The sequence below is a fragment of the Richelia sinica FACHB-800 genome (genome assembly GCF_014698825.1).
Lineage (GTDB): Bacteria > Cyanobacteriota > Cyanobacteriia > Cyanobacteriales > Nostocaceae > FACHB-800.
In genome coordinates this window covers 1-23,984 of sequence record NZ_JACJTT010000050.1, presented here as the reverse complement: position 1 = coordinate 23,984, position 23,984 = coordinate 1, and the positions used below count along the sequence as shown (strand labels likewise).

Annotated in this window: 13 protein-coding genes; 8 read left to right on the top strand and 5 right to left on the bottom strand. The window is 38.1% G+C overall.

Features of this window, described 5'->3' with window-relative positions:
* The first annotated feature begins 308 nt into the window (after window positions 1–308).
* Both H6G73_RS22230 and H6G73_RS22225 read left to right on the top strand, forming a co-directional pair.
* On the top strand, window positions 309–2,033 hold the full coding sequence (locus tag H6G73_RS22230) for an EAL domain-containing response regulator (RefSeq protein WP_190608426.1): 1,725 nt from the start codon (window positions 309–311) through the stop codon (window positions 2,031–2,033).
* A 27-nt stretch (window positions 2,034–2,060) separates the two neighbouring features.
* A complete protein-coding gene (locus H6G73_RS22225; RefSeq protein ID WP_190608424.1) occupies window positions 2,061–3,167 on the top strand; it encodes a hybrid sensor histidine kinase/response regulator in 1,107 nt (368 codons plus the stop codon).
* Window positions 3,168–3,469: 302 nt separating this feature from the next.
* Here H6G73_RS22225 and H6G73_RS22220 read toward each other — a convergent pair whose 3' ends face one another.
* From H6G73_RS22220 to H6G73_RS22210, 3 genes are all read right to left on the bottom strand, one after another.
* Window positions 3,470–4,207, bottom strand: a complete 738-nt coding sequence (locus tag H6G73_RS22220) for an ATP-binding response regulator (RefSeq protein ID WP_190608423.1) — start codon at window positions 4,205–4,207, stop codon at window positions 3,470–3,472.
* Between the two features lie 133 nt (window positions 4,208–4,340).
* Window positions 4,341–5,453 (bottom strand): hybrid sensor histidine kinase/response regulator, encoded by a 1,113-nt coding sequence (locus H6G73_RS22215; protein ID WP_190608421.1) that lies wholly within the window; start codon window positions 5,451–5,453, stop codon window positions 4,341–4,343.
* A gap of 14 nt (window positions 5,454–5,467) precedes the next feature.
* Window positions 5,468–9,835 (bottom strand): PAS domain S-box protein, encoded by a 4,368-nt coding sequence (locus tag H6G73_RS22210; protein ID WP_190608419.1) that lies wholly within the window; start codon window positions 9,833–9,835, stop codon window positions 5,468–5,470.
* Between the two features lie 443 nt (window positions 9,836–10,278).
* On the opposite strand from H6G73_RS22210, the gene H6G73_RS22205 reads away from it, so the two are divergent.
* Window positions 10,279–13,527 (top strand): PAS domain S-box protein, encoded by a 3,249-nt coding sequence (locus tag H6G73_RS22205; RefSeq protein ID WP_190608417.1) that lies wholly within the window; start codon window positions 10,279–10,281, stop codon window positions 13,525–13,527.
* 40 nt (window positions 13,528–13,567) lie between these two features.
* Here the strand turns inward: H6G73_RS22205 and H6G73_RS22200 are convergent, their stop codons facing one another.
* Window positions 13,568–14,671: a hybrid sensor histidine kinase/response regulator gene (locus H6G73_RS22200; RefSeq protein ID WP_190608415.1), complete on the bottom strand. Its 1,104-nt coding sequence runs from the start codon at window positions 14,669–14,671 to the stop codon at window positions 13,568–13,570.
* A 794-nt stretch (window positions 14,672–15,465) separates the two neighbouring features.
* On the opposite strand from H6G73_RS22200, the gene H6G73_RS22195 reads away from it, so the two are divergent.
* The 5 genes from H6G73_RS22195 (at window position 15,466) to H6G73_RS22175 (ending at window position 22,473) form a co-directional block, all read left to right on the top strand.
* Entirely contained in the window at window positions 15,466–18,087 is a 2,622-nt protein-coding gene (locus H6G73_RS22195; protein ID WP_190608413.1) for an ATP-binding protein, read from the top strand.
* A 111-nt stretch (window positions 18,088–18,198) separates the two neighbouring features.
* Complete coding sequence (gene bchI, locus H6G73_RS22190) at window positions 18,199–19,320, top strand: magnesium chelatase ATPase subunit I (RefSeq protein ID WP_190608411.1); 1,122 nt, start codon at window positions 18,199–18,201, stop codon at window positions 19,318–19,320.
* A 178-nt stretch (window positions 19,321–19,498) separates the two neighbouring features.
* Window positions 19,499–19,795, top strand: coding sequence for a hypothetical protein (locus tag H6G73_RS22185; protein ID WP_190608409.1), 297 nt, complete (start codon window positions 19,499–19,501; stop codon window positions 19,793–19,795).
* Between the two features lie 105 nt (window positions 19,796–19,900).
* A complete protein-coding gene (locus H6G73_RS22180; RefSeq protein WP_190608407.1) occupies window positions 19,901–20,764 on the top strand; it encodes a Tab2/Atab2 family RNA-binding protein in 864 nt (287 codons plus the stop codon).
* Between the two features lie 401 nt (window positions 20,765–21,165).
* Window positions 21,166–22,473: a TldD/PmbA family protein gene (locus H6G73_RS22175; protein ID WP_190608405.1), complete on the top strand. Its 1,308-nt coding sequence runs from the start codon at window positions 21,166–21,168 to the stop codon at window positions 22,471–22,473.
* Between the two features lie 500 nt (window positions 22,474–22,973).
* On the opposite strand, the gene H6G73_RS22170 is transcribed toward H6G73_RS22175, so the two are convergent.
* The coding region (locus H6G73_RS22170) for a calcium-binding protein (RefSeq protein ID WP_277925199.1) at window positions 22,974–23,984 on the bottom strand (1,011 nt) is incomplete at its 5' end.

Below are 23,984 nucleotides of genomic sequence, written 5' to 3'. Positions count from 1 at the left end.
AAATATCAATATCTTTTTTGTTTGAGCATTGCCATCTAAACTAACCAAAGGAAAAAATTGTGCGTCGATTTTCCTTTCTGCAAACTAACTACCAACCATGCAGATTAGTTATCAAGTAAAAGAACTATTGCCTTCAGTAATTACACTATAAAATTTTACATTTATTCTCGGTATTATAGCTGAAACTATCATATTCAATAGTTAGTTATTTCTCACGAAGCAAATAACGTCTAAAGTTTTACATAATCAATATCTGGACTTAATTAATAAATTCCATCCTCACTTATAGCGGTGATTAGGTGAATTAAATGAATAAAATTCTCATTATTGAAGATGAACCGCAAATTAGAAATAATCTCAAACAAGTCCTGGACATAGAAGGATTTTCTGTCTTTACTGCTGAAGATGGGGATTTAGGTTTACAAATGGTTAAACAAGTTCACCCGGATTTAATTATTTGTGATGTGATGATGCCTAAATGTGATGGCTACGGTCTAATTCAAGCATTGCATCAAGAGCCGCTTACAGCCACAATTCCGGTGATATTTCTGACTGCTAAAGCAGAATATAGTGATATGCGTCAAGCTATGGCTCTCGGTGCAGATGATTACTTAACAAAGCCATTTGAAATCGATGAAGTTTTGCAAGCTATTTCCACTCAACTCAAAAAACGTGAAGTGGTGATTCAACCTTATGTAGAGCAAGTTAATCAAATGCAATCCGAGATTAATTATATAGCTCGGCATGATCATTTAACTGGGTTACCAAATCAAATTTTATTAGAAGAGAAGTTTAATCAAACACTGATTGAATCTTACGGACAAAACCAATTATTACCTTTACTACTCATTGATTTAAATATTCTCCATCGTGTCCAATTACTGGTTGATCCCACTTTGCGGGATTCACTACTGCAAGCGGTAACTAGTCGCTGTGACAATTATTTTAATTCTGCCCATGATTTAGTAGAATTAATTGCCTATTTAAAAACAGGTCAACTAGCTTTTTTATTAAAACCTACTCTAGAAATAGAAAATGCTGGCGATATTTCTCAGACAATTATTAATATCTTATGCCAGCCATTTTTTATTGATAACCAAGAAATAATTTTACAGCCTAAAATTGGCATTGCTTGTTATCCTAGAAACGGTATTACCCTTAGCCAGTTAATTACCTATGCAGAAATTGCTATTAATGAATGCACAGAAAAAGAAAATAGTTTTTATAATTTTTACACCCAAGAAATAGGTGAAAAATATTTACGAAAAAAGATTTTAGAAGCTAATTTGTGGACGGCATTAGATAAAAATGAGTTTAAAATTTACTATCAACCACAAATTAATCTGCTCACTCAAGACATGGTGGGTGTTGAAGCTTTAATTCGTTGGCAACATCCAGAATACGGTCTTGTCTCCCCAGCAGAGTTTATTCCCTTAGCAGAAGAAACAGGTTTCATTATTTACTTAGGAGCATGGATTTTAAAAACTGCTTGCCAGCAAGTCCAAGAGTGGCAAGCTCAAAAATTAGGCATTTTCAATTTAGCTGTTAATCTTTCAGCTTATGAATTTAGGAATCCTCATCTTAATCAAAGTATTATCGATACTTTAGTGGAAACTAATTTTGATCCCAAACATTTGGAATTAGAATTAACGGAAACCCTATTAGTTCAAAACATTGATTATGTATCTGAAGAAATTAATAAACTAAGAAGTTATGGTATTAAAATCGCTATTGATGATTTTGGTACAGGTTATTCATCATTAAAATACCTGCAAGACTTTGCCTTTGATTTTCTGAAAATAGATAGTTATTTTGTAAACAGGATTGATAAAAACACTAACAAGCAAGCCATTGTCAAAAGTATTATCCAAATTGCCAATAATTTAGGAGTCGATCTCATTGCTGAGGGAGTAGAAACTCAATATGAGTTAGCTTGGTTAAGGGACAATCATTGTGATGTGATGCAAGGATACTTATTTAGTCCACCCTTGCCACCAGAAGCATTAGAAAAATTTTTGCTGTCTAGAAAGTAATTATTCATTATTTGTAGGAGTTAAAACATGGTGAAGATATTAATTATTGAAGATGAAGAAAAAATTAGAGCCAATATTAAACAAATTCTGGAATTAGCAAACTTCGAGACCATAGTTGCTGAAAATGGAAAACAAGGTTTGGAATACGTCAAGGATAAAAATCCCAACTTAATAATTTGTGATTTAATGATGCCAGAGTTAGATGGTTATAGTGTTTTATCTCTACTCCGTCAAGATATCCATACAGCAGGAATTCCTTTAATTTTCCTATCAGCTAAATCAGAACGATCTGATTTACGTCGAGGGATGGAACTAGGAGCAGATGACTATTTAACAAAACCTTTTGATGCTGATGAATTACTACAAGCCGTCAATGCTCGATTAGAAAAACAGTCATTAGTTAATCAGCAAACTCAGTACAAAATTGATGCTTTGCGTGAAGCTATAACTTATTCACTACCCCACGAATTTAATACTCCTTTGAATCATATTATGTGTATATCAGATTTATTACTTAAAGAGTATGATTCTGTCACTAATCAAGATAATCTAGAAATGTTGCAGATGATTCATAGTTCGGCTGGTCGTCTTCATCAATTGACCATGAACTTTTTGTTGTATGTTGATTTAGAAATGACCTTAAGCAATCCGGAACGATTAGCAGAAATTCGGCAGAATTTAATCAGAATTAGAGTCAAGGATATGATTGAATCTACTGCCTTACAAGTAGCAAAAAAATGGGAAAGAACTGATGATTTAATCTTGAATCTTACCCAAGGTTTAATTAATATTTCTCCTCTGAAAATGACTAAGGTTTTATCTGAGGTAATTGATAATGCCTTTAAATTTTCTCCAGCGGGTACACAAGTAAAAATCATTTCTCAGACTATCGAAGACAAATTTATTTTATATATTATTGATTGCGGCCGAGGTATGACGGAGGAACAAATTGCTAATTTGGGTGCCTATATGCAGTTTAAACGCACAATGTATGAGCAACAAGGGTGCGGATTAGGATTATCAATTGCCAAGCAAATTTTGCAAATCTATAATGGTGATTTGACAATTGAGAGTATAACTGGTAAGCAGACTATTGTGAGAATTGTTATGCCTTTAGTTATGTTTGGTATGTAATTACTCAAGATAATTTATATAGGCGATTAATTGGATATGGTATTAGGGATGAGGACTGCATTTGTATAAATATTGGTCTGATCATTTCATGGGCACCAAGGGACAAATCTCTAGTTGATATAGCCCTAGACAAGACAGTTAGAATATTAACAGCAACTAAAACTTAGACACCCAAAAGCTTTTAGCACTGCCACCTCCTATAATTTATGACTCTGTTGGCTTCACCATAAGTATTAAACTATCAATCATATACAATCTAACACTTATGGTAATGGGACAATAAGACAATAAATATTTATATTTTAACTCAATAATTTCCATCTTTGCAGGATTTTAGTATTTTCTGGAGTGAGCAATTTCTGAATATGCTCAACTTCATTCAACAGTTGAACTTCACGGGAACATTCTGCTTGTAATACTGAGATATATCGTTCTATTTCTTCTGGTGTGTTGGCTGTTTTCAACATATGAATTGCCATATTAATATTAGAGAGGGGATTACGCAAATCTTCAATCAGTTTTTGCAATAAATCAGTTTTTATCCCAGAAACTTGTTGGCTTTTTTCAAAATTTTCCTGGGTCTCTTTAACTTGCTTAGTTAAAGATTTGTTAAGCTCTTTTGTTAATAAAGTATTGCTCTCTAATTTTTCTGTATATTCCTGAATCAGTGTATTCTTTCTTTCCAATCGCGTATTTATTGCCCGCAATAGCTCACTTTGTTCAAAAGGCTTGGTTAAATAATCATCTGCGCCTAGTTCCATTCCTTGTCGCAGATCCTTGAACTCTGCTTTAGCGGTCAGAAAAATCAAAGGAATGGCAAATGTGCTTTTTTCTTGGCGTAAGGCAGTGAGTACGCCATAGCCATCTAATTCAGGCAGCATGATATCACATAAAATCAAATCAGGAGGATGAGCGATCGCTAGTTCTACACCAATTAACCCATTTTCAGCAGTTATCGTTTCATAACCGCTTAACTGCAAAATTTGCTCAAGGTTGTTGCGGATTTGGATTTCGTCTTCAATTATTAAAATTCTCGTCATAACTAAAATCTTACATACTTAATCTTTCTTACTTAATACTTAATCTATAGTTGGGTGAACCACAATAGTACAATTGATTAATTATCAGTTCGAGAGTATCACGACAAACACAGTATTTTATACCTGATTCCTATCAGAGATATTCTCTAGAAGTAGATGAACTCACCAGGTGATTACGGAGTTGAATTATAAAAATTGCACCTTTAGGAAAATTCTCCTCTACTTGGAGGCTGCCACCATGGGCATCGACTACCTGTTTACAAAATGCTAATCCCAAACCAGTTTGGGATAATCCTTTAATAAAGGCACCAATTTCATACTTTTCAAAAATCGCTGTCCGCATTTTTTCATTGACTCCTATTCCTGAATCAATGACCTGTATCTTGATTGCCTCCGATGTAGTAAAATCAGCTTTGAGTATCACCTGACTATTAACAGGAGAAAACTTAATTGCATTAGCTAGGAGATTATCAAGGACACGGCGGAATAATGCACCATCCATGGTGAATTTTTGACCTGGTTGTGGCAAATCTCCAATTAATTGAATTCGATGTTGCTCGGCCAATAGACGAAAATCTGCAAGCACACCACTACAAAGATGATGTAAATCCACCTCTGTCAAATTCAGCCTCATTTTCCCTGATTCCAGTTTAGCCATGAATAGCAAACTATCAATCATGGATTGTAATTGTTTAACATTGCCTTGAATTTGCTCAAGTTTTGGCTGGTGCTCTGCTGGTGGGAAGTTGGGAAGTCGCAGAATATCTGTACAGAGCATGATATTAGTTAAAGGATTACGCAAGTCATGGACAATCATATTGACCATATCTTCCCGTAATTGAATTAATGCTTTCAGTTGGTCGTGCTGGTATTTTAACCGCAGCATGGAGCGAATTCTTGCTTGTAATTCAATTTTATTCACAGGCTTACTGACAAAATCATCAGCACCTGCGGCTAAACATGTACTCAAATCTTCTTTAGCTGTTAAGGCTGTCACCATAATAATGGGAATATAGCGCCATTGAGGATCAGTTTTGATGATTTTACAAAGCTCTATTCCATCCATTTCTGGCATCATAACATCCAACAAAATTAAATCTGGTTCAATCATGTGAATGCGTTCTAAAGCTTTGCTGCCACTAGAAGCATAATTAAGTTGATATTCCTCTTTCATCAGCAAGGTATCGATAACATCAAAGTTATCTGGTTCGTCATCAATGACCAAAATAGTAGTGGGTTTGTCCATATCTAAATTTCTGCCTATTGACTCAACAAGTTATGAATAATGTCAGCTAACTGTCTTAACTTCACAGGTTGTGTTAAATATTCAGTCACACCTGCCTGTATATATCTTTCCCGATCGCTTGCCATAGCTAACGTTGTCATGGCGATAATTGGTATATTTGCTATATATTCATCTCTTCTTAGCTGTTGAGTCACTGCTAAACCATCCAAATTAGGCATCTGCATGTTTATAATCATCAATGCAGGTTTTTCCATTTGCCCTAGTTGAATCGCTTCTTGTGCGGTTCTAGCTACGATTAAACGATATCCTCGACTAGTCAAATAATCAGATAAACTACTGATCGTCACTTCGTTGTTTTCCACTAATAAAATCAAACCTGTAATCGTAGATTGGGATTTGACAGTTTTTAAAGTCTGTGGTATTGATTTGGGTGCGCTAACGACCTGGAATTTTTGTAAGGTGTTTTTCAGTTGTTGTTTCTCTAGGGGACGAATTAAGTATTCTGTAGCGCCTAAGGATAGACCTCGTATCCGTCTATTTTCTACCCCAATCATGACCACCGGAATATTGCAGGTATAGGGGTCGGCTTTCAGTTGACGCAGCAGTTTCCAATAGGAAGGTTGGGGGTCATAAATATCGAGAATAATTACAGATGGTTGGAGACTAGTTGCTGCTGTGATTGCATCTGCAATTTGGTGATAGTTGACGGTTGTAATTCCTAGTTCTTCTAAATATTCAGACAGTTGATGATTATTAGTTGTTGATAAATTATCCTGAATAATTAATAATGGAGGCAGATTAGTTGTTGATAGGGGGTAAGACAATGGATTTGGAGCAGTAGTTTGATAAGCTAATCTCACACAAAAGCAACTACCCTTACCCAATTCACTGTGTATGCTCACCCAACCGCCATGTAATTCGGTAATCTGTTTAACTAAAGCCAGACCTAACCCAGTACCTGCATATTGACGACTTAAACTAGAGTCTATTTGCACAAAAGATTGAAATAATTTTTTCACATCTTCTGGAGCAATTCCAATACCTGTATCGGCGACAGAAAAGAGAATGAAGGAGGAATCAAAAACATCTGGAGAGGATGAAGTTAAATCCCATTGTCTTTGCTGTCCTGGTTCAATTTTTACCTCTAATTTTACCTTTCCTCCTTCAGGGGTAAATTTAATCGCATTACTCAACAGGTTGATTAAAACCTGACGCATATATCTTTCATCAATAAATATATCTGCTAACCCTTCGGGGATGTTTACTTCTAGTGTGAGGTTTTTCTTGACTGCCTGTAGACGAATCATAGTTATACAAGCTTGGCAGAGAGACATAACGGATACAGGGGCAAGTTTTAATTCTAGTTTTCCTGCTTCAATTTTGGCTAAATCAAGAATATCGTTAATTAATTCGAGTAAATGCTTACCACTGCGTTCAACGGTAGCCAATGCCCGTTTTTGTTGGGGATTAATCTGGCCAAATACATCTTCTTGCAAGGCTTCAGACATGCCTAAAATAGCGTTGAGGGGTGTGCGTAATTCATGACTCATGTTGGCAAGAAATTCATCTTTTAATTTAGTCGCACTTTCTAATTGCACATTAGCTATAGCTAGTTGTTCATTGCGTTGGCGCAAGTCATTTTCCATGATTTTGCGGTCTTGAATATCCACAAAGTAGCCAATAATTTCTATGGGTTTACCTGTTTCATCTTTGACTAGGCGCAGTTCATTTCTGACCCATAAATATTGATGATTGCGGTGGAGAAATCGATATTCATGGATGTGATGTCCTGTTTGGAATAGGTGAGATAGATCGGCAAAAATCTGTTCTTTGTCTTCAGGATGAACATGGTCTGCCCAAAAATTAGGATCGGCTAAAAACTCCTCTACTTGATAACCCAGGACAGTGGTGATGTTATCACTGACAAAAGTGGTGGCGTAGTTAGGAACAACTTCCCAAGCAAAAATAACAGCGGGGCTAGATGCGAGGAGGAATTGTAGTCTTTCTTTGAGTAGTTGTTTTTCTAGTTCTACTTTTTTACGTTCAGTGATGTCTCGTTGTAAAACAACTATATAATCTGGTTCTTCATTTTGGTTGTACACTACGGTAGCAGCATAATCCATTGTCCGAATACTGCCGTCTTTACAGATAAATTCTAGCTCGGTGCGTTCTCTACCTAAATGTAATAATAGGGAAAAATGTTGCCCAAAAAGTGTATGAGAAGAGGGAGCAAAAAAATTACCTAAATATTTGCCAATGAGTTCTTCTTCAGCGTAGCCAGATTGCTCAATCGCTGCCCAATTTACTTGTTGAATGATGCCCTGTAAGTCCAGGACATAAATAAAATCAGGGGCAACGGTAAATAAAGTCCGAAATCTTTGTTCGCTCTGTTGAAAGTCTTTGGTGCGTTGTTTTACCCTCGTTTCTAGTTCTTGATTGAGTAATTTAAGTGAAGATTCTGCGGCTTTGCGGGCATTGATATTTTGAACAATAACAATAAAGTGCTGGGGTTGACCTGTGGAGTTTCTGAACAGGGTAACGGTGATATAAGCCCAAAGAATTGAGCCATCTTTGCAGATGTAACGTTTTTCTTGACTGAAAGTGCTAATTTCACCATTAATCAGTTTTATGGCCATTTGCCAACTGGACGCGAAGTCTTCAGGGTGGGTTATGCCTTGAACATTTAAGTTGAGGATTTCTGCCATGGAATAACCCAGAATGTCACAAAAACATTGATTAACCAGCAAAAATTGACCGTTTAATGCGGTGTGACACATACCCACGGTAGCTTGTTCAAAGGTGGTACGGAATAATGCTTCGCTATCCCGTAGGGCCATTTCGGCTTTGAGGCGCTCCTGTAATGCTGTTTGGGATTGGGTGTAGATTTTGGCTTGGCGAATAGCGATCGCCAGTTGTACGGCTAATCGGTCTAAAATGTTTAAGTGGGATGGTTCCCATGGGTGAAAGTCAGCGCAATGATGGCCAATTAATAAACCCCACAAGTCGTTCTCTACCAAAATCGGTACTACCAAGTTAGATTTGACTTGATACTGTCCTAGCAACTCTAAATAACATTCTGGATATCCAGCTGCATAAATATTATCAATGGCAATGCAGCGACCTTGAGCATAAACAGAAGCTATGCCACCACGAAAACAAGGGTCGTCTAGTTGGTGGTAGAGAGATTGAGTCCAACCCATAGCCACTGATTCAGCTACAATCGTGCCACTGCCATCAGGGTAAAACTGGTATACTAAGACGCGATCGCAACTTAAAATTTGTCTGACTTCTTCTACCGATACACTTAAAATTTCTGGCAAATTTAAAGAAGCACGTATCCTCGTAGCAACGTGAGCTAATAATCGTTCCTGTTCCGCTTGCAGATTTAATTCCTTGGTGCGTTCTTCTACTTCCCTGGCTAATTCTGCATTGCGCTGATTTAATAACTCCAGCTTTTCTTGCTCTAAATTGGCAATTTTCTCTTCCAATATCTCCACTAATCTGTACACCACCATGGGATTGAGAATTTGTAGCAAACTAGTTTGAGTAATAATTCCCCGTAACTCACCTTTTTTGCCAGTGATGACAATATGACGGATTTTTTTCTCCTGCATCAAAGACCTAGCAGACCACAGGGAATCTTCTGGTGTTAAAGAAAAAAGTGGTGTACTCATCACCATTCCAGCGGTGATGCGATCAAAATCTAGGGCCAAAATTTGAAACTGTACCACATCTCTTTCTGTGATAATCCCCACTGGACGTGGTAATAAATCTGCTCCTATTTCTGTAACAATGACGCTACTTACTTGATTTTTCACCATCAGTTCTATCACGGTGAATAAATTGCTGTTGCGTGGTGTATGAACTACTTCCGTATTCATCACATCCTCAATCAACTGCAACCGCATGAGATCCACAGGACGTAGAAGTTGCCGTAAACCTGCGTAAGTAACTAAACCTAGTATTTGACTATCATCTCCTAGCAAAGGTAAGTGACGAATTTTATGTCGTTGTAACAAATTTAATGTAGCGAAAATATCTGTAAATTCTGAACGTTTGAGAGTAATTACTGGACTAGTCATGACTTGTGCCATAGTTAATCCAGTTAATATTTTTCTTTCAGCAGTCAGCCTGACTACATTTTTCTCAGTAAAAATGCCAATAATTTCTCTTCCTTCAACGACCAAAGCACAACTCTTGCTACTTTCATGAGGAATGAAACTACCCCCCAAGTTTTCTTCTTCCGTAAGCGAACAAACAGCTTGTTTTGCATTCATTAAAGTCAAAACATCTGTCACCAAGCACTGAGGAGTAACTATGAGAGGATCATGAGTAATTGCTGCGGCTAAATCATGATTGACAACTGATAAAAGAGAAGACATAGAATTTTACTTGCTCCTAATTTCAGCAATATTACTTATAAATATATGCAAAAAGAGTTTTCATACTATCTGTAATTTTAGAGTGAACTGATAAATTTATTCAGCTTGATCCCAGAGGAATAACCGTAGTATTAACAGGTAATAAAAATCTTTTCTATCAGCAAAAATATGTTGAATATGCGGAAATTAAATCTAAATTTAAAATGACTGTAATACTTATTCTGTAAGTAAAAAAACGATTAATGTAAAATTTATGTGTTTTTTTAGAAAAATAGAGTTATACCTGAGATGAGCAGGATATAATACGATTCAAAGATTACCTCTACAGACAGATGCTATATATAACATCGTCTGATGTAACTACAACATTTTAACTTATTTGCCAAAATGATCATAGTTTATATAGGTATAAATTTTACATGTGTATCCCCTCCTTCACTATATTGCTGATCAGTAATTCTGAGTGTAATCAAAGAACTTATCAGCAGTTTTTAGATCGGGATGAGCGGTACAAATATACTATTACAACAGTAGAAACTTTCACCACAGCTTGGCAATACTGTCAGCAAACTTGGCCAGATGTAATCTTATTAGACTATTGCTTACCTGATAGCGAGGGGTTAAACAAATTAGCACCACTGGCCAAACTCAATCTTGGTGCCGAATTGCCAGTGTTAGTAGTGAGTGAATATCCAGAACCAGCGATCGCTGTTCAAGTCATGAAACTAGGTTGCCACAGTTGCTTATTTAAACGGGATTTAACAGACCAATTATTATATCAAAACATTCATAAGATTATTCAGCAACAGCAACTGATTAAAACTTTTGCTCAACAGCAACAACACCAAGCAGCAACAGAACAAGCACTCAGACGGGAACATAACTTACTGTCCACAATTGTTGATGGTGCCGGAACATTAGTGATGGTTCTCGACCGTCAAGGTCGCATTGTCCGCTTTAATCAAACCTGTCAACAACTGAGTAATTACAGTTTAGAAGAAGTTCAAAACAAGTATTTTTGGAATTTGTTATTAATTCCCGAAGAAATAGAATCTTTTAAAACGGTTTTTTATAGCCTTTTATTAACTAAATTACCTGCTGAATACGAACATCAGTTGCTTACCAAAAACAATCAAAAAAAACTAATTTCTTGGCATCATAGCGTGTTGTTAGATAAGCAAGGAAACGTAGAATTCATTGTTAGTACAGGTATTGATATTACTGCACGTAGACAAACAGAAGTTAACCTACAAGTCAGTGAGAAAAAGCTTAAACTTGCCTTGGAATTTTCGCAAATTGGCTATTGGGAATGGGACTTACATACTAACGATATTGTTGCTAGTGCTAACACCCTAGTATTGTTAGGTTATGGCTCAGGGAGTGGTACCATTGATTATGACGCTTATTTTCAATGTATCCATCCCAAAGACCTAGAGCAAGTCCAAAAGAAAATTTTTTATGCCCTAGCTAATTCCACAGACTACGAAGCAGAATATCGTGTCATCTTACCAGATAGTAAAATTCGCTGGGTTAGCAGTAAAGGTAGGGGAGAATACGACGAAAACGGTGAATTACACCGGATGATCGGCGTATTGATGGATATTAGCGATCGCAAAAAATCAGAATTAGAAAATCTCTGTTTTATCCAAGCCCTAGAAGAATTAAACCAGGAATTAGATGCCCAAGTTAAACAGCGCACTCAAGAATTAGAAACCATCTTTAATCAAGTTGGTGTAGGGATAGCAAAACTAGGATTAGATGGTTATCCCATCAAAGCTAATCAAACATTGTGTCAATTGCTTGGTTATAGTTCGGAAGAAATACTCACCAAAAGTTTAGAAGATATTTGCCATCCCCAAGACTTCCCAATTAGTAAAGAACAGATTGATAAATTATGGTCAGGTCAACAACAAAATTTTTCTTTAGAAACACGCTACATTTGTAAAAATGGTACAGTTATTTGGGTCAATTTGACAGTAACAGCAGTCAGTAATACCTGTGGAGAGTTAGATTATCTCTTGGTAGTCACTAAAGATATTCACACACGCAAATTAGCAGAACAGGCTTTAGCAGCTAGTGAAAATAAATACCGCGCTATTTTTAATAATACATTTCAACTTACGGGACTACTGTCAACAGAAGGTCTGGTTCTAGATATTAACCAAACTGCTTTAGATTTTGGTGGTTTGACCTTAGCAGATGTGATTAACCATCCTTTCTGGGAAACTCATTGGTGGCAAGTTGTCCCAGAAATGAGTAATCAACTCCAAGAGTCAGTGACTAGGGCTGCTCAAGGTGAATTTATGCGCTATGAAGTCAATATTTTAGGCACAAATCAGGAGGTAAAAATTATTGACTTTTCTCTCCGTCCTTTGAAAAATCAAGAAGGAAATGTAATTTTATTGATTGCTGAAGGCAGAGATATTACTGACCGGAAACAAGCAGAAGAAGAATTACATAAAACCAATAGAGAATTGGCAAGATTGACCCAATTAAAGGATGAGTTTCTTGCTAATATTAGTCATGAGTTAAGAACACCAATTAATGCTATTTTAGGGATGTCTGAAAGTTTAGATGAAGGAGTCTATGGTTGTTTGGATCAACAACAAAAAGATGCTTTAACCACTATTGAACGTAGTGGAAAACATCTTCTATCGTTGATTAACCAAATTTTGGATGTTGCGAAAATTCAATCAGGAAAAATGTCATTAAAGCTTAGTTCAGTGTCGGTGCAAGAGTTATGTAGTCAAAGTTTAGCATTGCTAGAGCCTCAAGCAATGAAAAACAAACTTCAGATGAATTTACACATAGCAGATAATATTACTGAAATTGTAGTTGATCCAATGTTGATCAAACAAGCCTTAATAAATTTATTAAGTAACGCTGTAAAATTTACACCTAAATCAGGAAAAGTAACCTTAGAGGTAAAATTAGATTTAGATAGTGAAAAGCAGAAATTAGAAACCATAAAATTAAAAACTTTTACACCTCACATTCTCTTCACAGTTACAGATACAGGAATTGGTATTCCCAGCACAGAAATTGACTCTTTATTTCAGCCATTTATACAATTAGATAGCCAACTCAATCGTCAATATGAAGGTACAGGTTTAGGATTAACTTTAGTTAAACAAATTGTAGAAATGCACCAAGGGAACATGATTGTTAACAGTGTGTTAGGTCAAGGTAGTAGCTTTACAATGAAGTTGCCCTATACTCAGCCATTGGCTCAAAATATAGGGGCATTAAATTTAGATATAAATTCTAAAAATAATAATTTTGAAATAGAAGATACATCTAATGAAAATTTAAAATCTGCTGCCATTGCTCCACTGATTTTGTTAGCAGAAGATAATGAAGCCAATATAGACACTATTGGTATTTATTTACAAGCTAAAGGCTATGATTTGGTCATTGCCAACAATGGTTTAGAGGCTTTAGAATTAGCGAATTTACATCAACCAAATTTAATTTTAATGGATATTCAAATGCCGGTGATGGATGGTTTAGAATCAATCCGCCAAATTCGCGCTAATCCAACTTTATCTCATATTCCCATTATTGCATTGACGGCACTCGCCATGCCTGGAGATAAAGAAAAATGTCTCAATGCAGGTGCTACAGATTATTTATCTAAACCCGTAAAACTCAAGAATTTGGTTAATAAAATCGGAGCTTTAATAGCTCAATAGAACTGATATCAACACTAGTGGATTAATATGATTGTTTAACTTATTTAAATTGTGTACTAGGTAACTTAATATTAATGCTTGTTTGTTGATTTAAAATAGTTTTAATTTCAAATTTACCGCCGTAAATTTCGACTACTCGTTTCGCAACAATCAATCCTAATCCTGAACCCTGTTGTTCATAATATTTTCTATCAAACTGCATATAGGCACCAATTTGAGCAATTTGCTCAGGTGTCATGCCCCTACCAAAATCCGTGATATTCAAATGATATTGCCCATCAATAACTTTACCAGTTACACGTACAGGAGTCTGGGGTTGAGAAAACTTAAAAGCGTTATCAATAATTTCTTCTATGACTTTGGTCAAGTAGTTAGGATCTATTTTTATCAAGTCATTTTCTATTGCTAATTCTAAATCTTCTGGTCGATTAAATTCTGATGCTTTTTGAAAGGCAACATCATTAATGATATCTTTAATAATACTCATAGTGTCAGCACTTTGCAATTCTTTTAACTGTGCTGGATTGGTGGCAATGAGTTCTAATTGAGTATACATCAAGAAATTTTGTACTAAGCGATTGAGTCGCTGTGCAGATTGATGAATATACTCTATGATTTCTAGCCCTTCTGGGCTGTTGAGAAGTGAATGGTCTTGCATCAATAAACTAGAAAAACCCAAAATTCCATTGAGGGGAGTGTTGATTTCATGGGGAATAGCTAGGGAAATGTTATTCCGTAAATTTGTTAATTGGTCTTGGGAAGAAGTTTTGACAATATCTTGTTTTTTGAATTGACTAGCAACTGCTTTCAATAGTTCTTGGGGGGAAAAGGGTTTGGTAAGATAATCATTTGCACCTAATTCCATCCCCTGTCGCTGGTCAGCGCGATCGCTTTTTGCAGTTAAAAAAATTAAAGGTATTTGTGCTGTTGTTTTATCTTGACGCAACATACTCACTACTTCATAACCATCAAGATAAGGCAACATTACGTCACAGATAATTAAATCTGGTAAATTTTCCTTGGCTAATTCTAATCCTGTTAGGCCATCATGGGCTGTAATTGCCTGGTAATCAGAGAGGATGAGAATTTCCTCAATATTACTGCAAATGAAAGGCTCATCTTCAATCACCAAAATTTTTTTCATACCTAAAGTCCTGAGTTCAAACGTTCACTGTCTTCTATTTATAATGAGCTTTGTGTTGCTCTTCATCACTTTTTTCAACCATCTACATCTCCAACCAAACAAGCTTGATGTTATAGCCGGTGACAGTTCTAAAAGCCTTTGGTTGTCTAAGTTTTAGCATTAGTTAATGTCCTAACTGTTCTGTCCATTGCTATAGATACTTAACTCCTCATTGCTACAGACAGCAGATTACAGCTACAGGAAGTCCACATTTTTAAGTAAAGCCATACACCAAGAAATTTTCTAAACAGTTTCCTGCTTCCTGGGTCAATTCCCCTATTCTGGGGAGGTAAGCAAGTTTTATTCAAAAATTTTTCACAGTATAATCCTAATTATGATTGTATCCTTTACAATATCTAAAGATAAACGTTAATAACTTTATCTTTGCTATTCAGTTTATCCTGGTGTTATCCCAGGAAATACTGATTTAATCTAAAAAAATCAGTACAGTTGAACTTTCTTAGCAATTATAGTTAAGAGTGTTCAGTCATTTTCTTCCACAGAGTGGTATTAAGTTTGCCCTCACTGGCAGCATAGCATCTACTAGTCAAACAAGGCAGAAGTCAAAGTTATAGCAGATGACAGGTTAAGGAGTGGAAAGTCTATTGGTGTTTCGGTTTAGTGTCTCCATTTCCCTGGCAGTTTCTATAAGTATCCCAATGTTGATGGGGTAGGCATTTACTCTATGTTAATGATTGCCTCACCCCTGTATTCACACTAGAAAACAAGTATTATCTGGTAATTCTGTTGCCCTCATGCTATCTACCTCCGCGATAGAAACCGAAAATCTGAAACTAGCTGTTATCAAAACTCCTATGATTGTCTCTGGGGATCTACTGCTGAGTGAGGCGATCGCTCTCATCAATGGCCAGGTAGTGAAACATACGTCTTCTCATCAATCTGATTCTTCATTTCAGCCATCAAATAATTGTTTACTAGTGGTAGATAATACTAAACATATAAGTATTTTTACAAGCAGAGATATTATCCATCTGATTGCCACAAACGAAAAAATTCCCCAAATAGCGATCGCCAACTTTCTCACCCCAGCAATCATCACCATTCAAGAATCAGACTTAACAGATATTTTTCCCCTAATTCACCGCTTTCATCATTATCAAATTCATAATTTACCAGTGATTAACAACCATCATCAAGTCGTAGGATTGATCACCTCAGAGAGTTTACAACAACTGCTGCCTCAAGACTTGCTTCAATTGCAGTCAGTCTACCAATACATGAATCATGATGTCATATCTGCTTTTCCCGACGCTTCGCTGTTCAATATTATCCAATTAATGGATCAACACCATGTTAGTGAAGTAGTGATTGTAGAACAACGGGAAACTTTTCTCTACCCTCTTGGTGTAATTACAGAAAATCAAATTCTCCAATTATCAACAACCGATGTAGATTTACACACAATCACTGCTGCATCTATTATGGATCACCAGGTCTGCTCGATTCTTCCCCATGAATCTTTATGGTCAGCCTTAATGGTGATGCAATCACGACAGCGTCATCAAGTTGTCGTTATTAATGAGCAAGGACAGTTATCAGGAATTATTACATTTTTCCATATCTTAAAAATATTTGATTCTAGAGAAATTTACCATATTGCCACTCAATTAGTTCAAAAAGTATCCCAGTTAGAAGCAGAGAAACTATCCTTAATAAATAAATTACAAAACAATAGTTTATCTTCCCATAATCAAGCATCTAAATTACAGCTTACTCCCCTAGATACCCCAGAAATAGATATACAAACCAGTCTGGAACAAGTTGTAGGTTGCTCCAGTGAAAACTTTTTCCCTACGGCAGTCAAATATATAGCCAATCTTTTCAAGGTTCGGAGCGTCGTAATTTTTAGAAGAGAGGGTGAGACTGTATATAGCCAAGGATTTTGGGCAGATGGAAAACTACAATCTGACTTGTCCATGCCCCTAAATATTACTCCCTGCGCTCACACAATCAACCAAGGGCTATTTTACTGCTGTGAAGGATTACAAGCTCAATATCCAGAACATCCGATTTTCAGCAAATTAGGCATAAATTGTTATTTAGGGATTGCTTTAGAGGATATACATGGTCAGTCCATTGGCACTGTATGTATTCTCGACAATCAACCATTATCAAATTTGCCCAAATTAACAAAAATATTCAAAATTTTTACCAGAAGAATCAGTGCTGAATTAGAAAAGCAACAGTCAATGGTTGCCCTCAATCAACTTAACCAAGAATTGGTAGAAAAAGTCAAACAACGTACCACTGCTTTACGAGATAGTGAAGAGCAATTTCGTCAACTAGCGGAAAATATCCACCAAGTTTTTTGGGTCTATAACCCAGTGAAAAATAAAATCTTGTATGTTAGTCCTGCTTACACAAAAATTTGGCGACAGTCTTGTGAGGAATTATATCAAGACCCTGTATCTTTTATTAAATCAGTTCATCCTGACGACAAAGCAAATTTGATCACCAAATTAGAAAATGTTCACGAGGGATATGATACAGAATATCGTCTGGTTCACGCTGATCAATCTATTGCGTGGATTCGCGACCAAGCTTTCCCCATCTTAGATGAAAATAGACAAGTCTATCGGATTGTGGGCATAGCAGAGGATATTACTAAACGCAAACAAGCAGAAATTGAAATTCACAAATCCTTAGAACAAGAAAAGGAACTGAATGATTTAAGGGCCAGGTTTGTAACCATGACATCCCACGAATTTCGCACACCCTTAGCAGTTATTTCTTCCTCCGCAGGAATTTTAAAAGATTTTGAACACAAATTAGACTATGACAAGAAACAAAAGCATCTCAATTGTATTATTACTTATGTAGAGCACACCATTCAGCTTTTAGATGATATTTTATTAATTAATAAAGCAGAAACAGGTAATTTATCTTTTAATCCTCAGTCGCTGGATTTAGTAAAATTCTGTGAACAATTGGTACAGGAAATCCAAATTAGTTCTTCTCATCACACCATTATCTTTACTGCTAAATCCAAAATTAATGCAGTGATGACCATGGATAAAAAACTGCTGCGACAGATTTTAATTAACTTATTATCGAATGCAATTAAATATTCACCTCAGTGCAATAACGTTAAATTTACTCTCAAAATTAATGAAAAAGTGGCGATTTTCTGCATAGAGGATCAAGGAATTGGTATTCCTGCCGCAGAAATACCCCATTTATGTGAATCTTTCTATCGAGCTAGTAATGTTGAGAATATTGGAGGTACAGGCTTAGGATTAGCTATAGTTGCTAAGTGTATCAGCTTACATCAAGGTAAAATTAAAATTCGCAGTCAACAAGGAAAGGGGACAATAGTGAAAGTCTACCTACCGACTCAAATCAATACCTCCAACTAAAGTCTTCTCCTCCTCTCCCATTGGTCTCAAACTGAAAGTGAAACGGTATTACCTGCCTATCTATGGCAAAATAGGGAATTGTAATAAGAAAAGTATTGTTAAGGTAATTTAGTGAGTCCAACTGCTCAGTCTACGGCAAGTGCGCGTCGCGTGGTCTTTCCGTTTACAGCAATTGTCGGCCAAGAAGAAATGAAACTGGCACTGCTGTTAAATGTGATTGACCCCAAAATTGGTGGTGTTATGATTATGGGCGATCGCGGCACCGGCAAATCCACAACTATCCGCGCCTTGGCGGATCTCCTCCCAGAAATCCCTGTGGTTGCCAATGACCCCTTCAACAGTGACCCCAACGACCCGGACTTGATGAGCGATGAAGTCCGCCAACAAGCAGCAGCAGGGGCGGAAATTCCCGTAGTTCTCAAAAAAGTCCAAATGGTAGACCTACCATTAGGGGCAACAGAAGACCGGGTTTGCGGTACCATCGACATCGAAAAAGCTTTATCTGAAGGTGTTAAGGCTTTTGAACCAGGTCTTTTGGCTAAAGCAAATCGAGGCATTCTCTACGTAGATGAAGTCAACCTTTTGGATGACCACCTCGTAGACGTACTCCTTGATTCTGCTGCTAGTGGTTGGAACACTGTAGAACGGGAAGGTATTTCTATTCGCCACCCAGCCCGGTTTGTGCTGGTTGGTTCTGGTAACCCAGAAGAAGGGGAATTACGTCCCCAGTTACTTGACCGCTTCGGGATGCACGCCGAAATTCACACAGTGAAAGAACCTGCTTTACGGGTGCAAATCGTGGAACAACGGTCAGAATTTGACCAAAACCCCCCAGAATTTTTGGGTAAATACCAACCTCAGCAAGAATCACTCCAGCAGCAAATTGTCAATGCTCAAAACTTGTTGCCACAGGTAAATCTTGACTATGACCTGCGGGTGAAAATTTCTGAAGTTTGTTCAGAATTAGATGTAGACGGTTTGCGTGGGGATATTGTCACCAACCGTGCGGCTAAAGCCCTGACAGCTTTTGAAGGGCGTACAGAAGTCACCCTGGACGATATTCGTCGTGTGATTACCTTATGTCTGCGTCATCGTCTGCGGAAAGACCCCTTAGAATCCATTGATTCTGGTTATAAAGTAGAAAAAGCTTTTGCCCGTGTCTTTGGTGTAGAAATACCAGAAGATAACTCTGCCCAGAAAAATGGTACAGGGGTAAAAACTGGAGTACGTTAGTTAATATCTGAGATATCAGTTGTGAGTTGGTAGTGAAAAACTGACAACTGATATCATCTTAAATTCTAGACTGACGCTGACATCAGCAGGGCGTAGGGGGAAAGAGAGCTTACCAATTTTTCCACAGGTGCGGTACTCATAACTAATCAACCCAACAGAAAATGGTAACTAGGAAACTATGAGATTGTGGCATTTCTGGTTAAACACCCTGATTGTATCGAGTCAATATAATCCGCCGCGATTTGTGGAGTTGTTGATGTTGACCCTAGCGATCGCTATGCTGATATTAGCAACCATACTACCGGAACTACCCTATTTAATTCTGGGCCTCAGTTTTGTCGTCGGTTCCTCCTTATCGATTTTAATCCGAGAAGCGATCGCCCCCTCACCTCAAAAACGCATCACCCAATTTACAGCCCTACTCCTACTGGCCATCAGCATCTATGGCTTTACTGACATCATCAAAACCCTATGAAGGGAATAGGGAACGAGAAACCCGCCCCAGCGATACGGAAAACTAACAATTTGATAGAGTCAAAGTATCGCAAAATATAAAATGCCAAATTTTTAAAGCTAAAACATGGGCAGTATTTGGGAACTCGATTTTTACTCCCGTCCAATTCTGGACGAACAACAGAAAAAAGTTTGGGAAGTGCTCATCTGCGAAAGCGCCTTAGATGTTCGCGCAAACACAGATTCTTTATTTCGCTATGCTAAATATTGCCCCAGCACACAAGTAAACTCCGTTTGGCTACGCACAGCCCTACAGGAAGCCGTTGAGAAAGCTGGAGAAGCCCCGATTAAAATCCGCTTTTTCCGTCGGCAAATGAATAATATGATTGTCAAAGCCTGCGAAGATGCTGGAATACCCGCCTTACCCAGTCGCCGCACCCTCATCCTCAACCAATGGCTACAGCAGCGTCAGGAACAAGTCTATCCCCAGGAACCAGGATATCAAGGGGGAACTAACCCTTCCGTCCGCCTAGAAAGACCTCTGCCCCAAAGACTGCCAGATGCGTTAGAAGGTCAACAGTGGACTTTTGTTTCCTTAGCCGCCGCTGACTTTAACGACATGCCAGAGTGGGAAATTAGCTTTGGTGAAGCCTTCCCCCTAGAATTGATGCAAGTGTCACCAGAAGCCAATATCCCAGGGATTTTAATTTTTTCCCCCAGGGCTTTACCCTTAGCTGGTTGGATGTCCGGCTTAGATTTATCTTCCTTACGCTTTGACACCGCCCAAGGAGAAAGATTAATTCTCGAAACTGGTGTAACCGAAAGCTGGATTTTAGCCAATCTCAGAACACCAAAATTAATTGCCGAAGCCAAAGCCTTTGAAGAAGCAAAGCAGAAAGCCAACGGAGTCCATTTTGTTGGAGTTCAGTCCAGCCCTCAATCAGAAGCGTTTGCAGGGTTTTGGTTATTACAAGAGGCTAATTTACCGTAAGAAGAAGACAGGAGTTGCAGAAGTTACAGAAGTTACAGAAGTTGCAGAAGTTACAGAAGTTGCAGAATAATTAATACCATGACTGCTGAATTCTTGCATTTTTAAACTCCTTGTTCACGTAGCGTAGCCTATCGCTAAAGCGTTCTGGAGGCGTTAGCCATACTTCTGTTCGCGCAGCGTGGCGCAGCCATACTTCTGAACTCCTGAACTTCTGAACTCTTGAACTCCTGAACTTCTGAACTCCTGAACTCCTGAACTTCTCAACTCCTGAACTCCTGAACTTCTCAACTCCTGAACTTCTCAACTCCTGAAAAATTGTCACTGAGACTACACAGTGATGGGATAATGATCTGCGTCTATTATGCGGTTCACATTCCAAAATCCACAATCTATTAGGGAACATGGGTTCTGCAAATTTCTCTCACGATACACTAGCAGAACAGCTGCTAGACCTAGCAATCAAATCTGGCGCGGAAGCTGCGGAAGTGTATCAATCGCGATCGCTTTCTCGACCGATTTTTTTTGAGGCCAACCGTCTCAAACAACTGGAAACTAGTCAAGCGGAAGGCACAGCACTACGGTTATGGCGAAATGGTCGTCCGGGGCTTGCTGTGGCTTATGGCATGGTAGATCCACAGGCAATGGTGGATAAGTCACTAGCCCTGAGTCAACTGAATGAACCGGAGTCAGTGGAATTAAATAGCCATTCTGGGCAATCTTACCCAGATGTAGGGCAATCTGTACCTGTGGAAGTAATGATCGGTTGGGGTAAGGAAGCGATCGCCCTCATTCGTCATGTTTACCCTGATGTTCTCTGTAATGGCGACTGGGAATGTGATGTAGAAACTACCAGATTAGTTAACACCAGAGGCTTAGATTGTCACTACACCGACACCACTCTTAGCTGCTATATGTCCGCCGAATGGGTCAGAGGCGATGATTTTTTAAGTGTTTCCGACGGACAAACTCAACGAGGAGAACTCAATCCAGAGAAATTAGCCCAGCAAATTATCCAAAGACTAAATTGGGCCCAAGAGAATGTATCTACCCCCACTGGTCGTGTACCAGTGTTGTTTACTTCCAAAGCTGCTGATATGTTGTGGGGAACTGTCCAAGCCGCCTTGAATGGCAAGCATATCTTAGAACAGGCTTCCCCTTGGGCAGAAAGATTAGGTAAACCAGTCATCGCTGAGACCTTGACTTTATATCAAGACCCAGAAGCAGGCCCCTATAGTTGTCCTTTTGATGATGAAGGCTTACCAACCAAGTCTCTAGTTTTTATCGAAAACGGTATTTTGCAGAACTTTTATAGCGATCGCACCACAGGCCAACAACTAGGCACAGGTAGTACAGGGAATGGTTTTCGCCCTGGTTTAGGTAGCTATCCCACCCCTGGTTTATTTAATTGCTTAATTAAACCAGGTACCTCATCTCTGACCGATTTAATTCACCACTTGTATAACGGCTTAATCGTGGATCAAATGCTAGGTGGTGGTGGTGATTTATCTGGTGAATTTGCCATCAACATTGATTTGGGTTATCGGGTCAAAAATGGAGAGGTAATAGGAAGAGTCAAAGACACAATGGTAGCTGGTAACGTTTACGCAGCCCTCAAACAATTAGGAGAATTGGGTGGTGATCCCGATTGGAATGGTTCTTGCTACACTCCTTCTCTAATCATTGAAGGATTATCTATTACAGGGAAATAAACCGTGATAATTTTTAATTTTTAATCGCTATATTATAACCACAGACACTAAAATTAGGACGTACAAAATTCTAATTACTTTAGCAATGCTAAACTCCTAATATAAGCTAAAGCACATCTAATTTGCAGATTAAATTTTATCAATCTCTTGTGGGGTAGGCATCTTGCCCGCCCAAGTCATGCAACTTAAATGCCGATTAGCTTAACACTGAAGATTATCTAATGTCCTAATTATCTTGGTTAAAGCTATATATCCCCGTATACGTTTGAGCTTAAAAATTTCCAATGGACATCTAGTGGTAATTAAATATGCTTGGTTTTAAACCCTTGTAGAGACGTTCCGTCGGAACGTCTCTACATTCATTTTCACCAGATATCTAATTGAAAGAGGGAGTCGTCCGGTTGACGACTCCCTTAAAGATTTTATATCCTCCTGAAATATGGGGATAATTTAAATCAAAGTTTCAAATTTTCTTATTGTTTCAGAGAAAAAGAAGCGAATTATACGTAAACAAACTGAGTGGCATTGTTGAGGTTTAATTGTCCAAAGCCAACACCAGCACTGACTCCTTGAATCAGACCAATTAGATCATCATCAGAAGTAAGAGCCGTTAAATTGGTATCAAAAATACCAACTCCTAAAAATCCTCCTGCACTAACACTATTCACTAACCGATAGTTAGCAGCTGACCCACTCAGTTGAATTCTATCTACCTCATTTGTTAATTCTCCAACAAAATTAATGAGGTCAAAATCAGTAATTCGAGCGAAATCAGCACTACCTAAAGAGTCATAGAGGATTGAGCCACCTCCTGTTCCCAGTACGAAGATATCGAGATCCAATAAACTACCACTTGTCAACACATCAACTTGACCATCTCCACCACCATTGAGGGTATCGTTACCATCAGCACCGTTGAGGGTATCATTACTGCCACCACCATTAATCAAGTTGTTAGCAGCATTACCCGTCACAGAGTCATTACCAGCACCCATGTTGACGTTCTCGAAGTTGATGTAACTCTCGCCTACAAAGTTGGTCAACCCTGTTGCCATGTTAAAGACATAGTTGCCAGAGAAAATGGTGTGGTCAATTAGGTCTACACCAGTTCCACCATCCATGGTTTCATTCCCTATTCCAGAGAACATGGTGTCATTGCCGCTATCGCCACGGTAAAGACCACCATCACCATCGGAACGGATGATGTCGTTACCTGTCCCACCGTTCAGGGTGTCTATGCCTCCTCCTCCAATGAGTGAGTCATTACCCCCACCACCGTTGAGGATGTCGTTACCATCGCCACCATTAATCGAGTTGTTAACAGCATTACCCGTCACAGAGTCATTACCAGCACCCATGTTGACGTTCTCGAAGTTGGTGTAGCTCTCGCCTACAAAGTTGGTCAACCCTGTTGCCATGTTAAAGACATAGTTGCCAGAGAAAATGGTGTGGTCAATTAGGTCTACACCAGTTCCACCATCCATGGTTTCATTTCCCAGTCCAGAGAACAT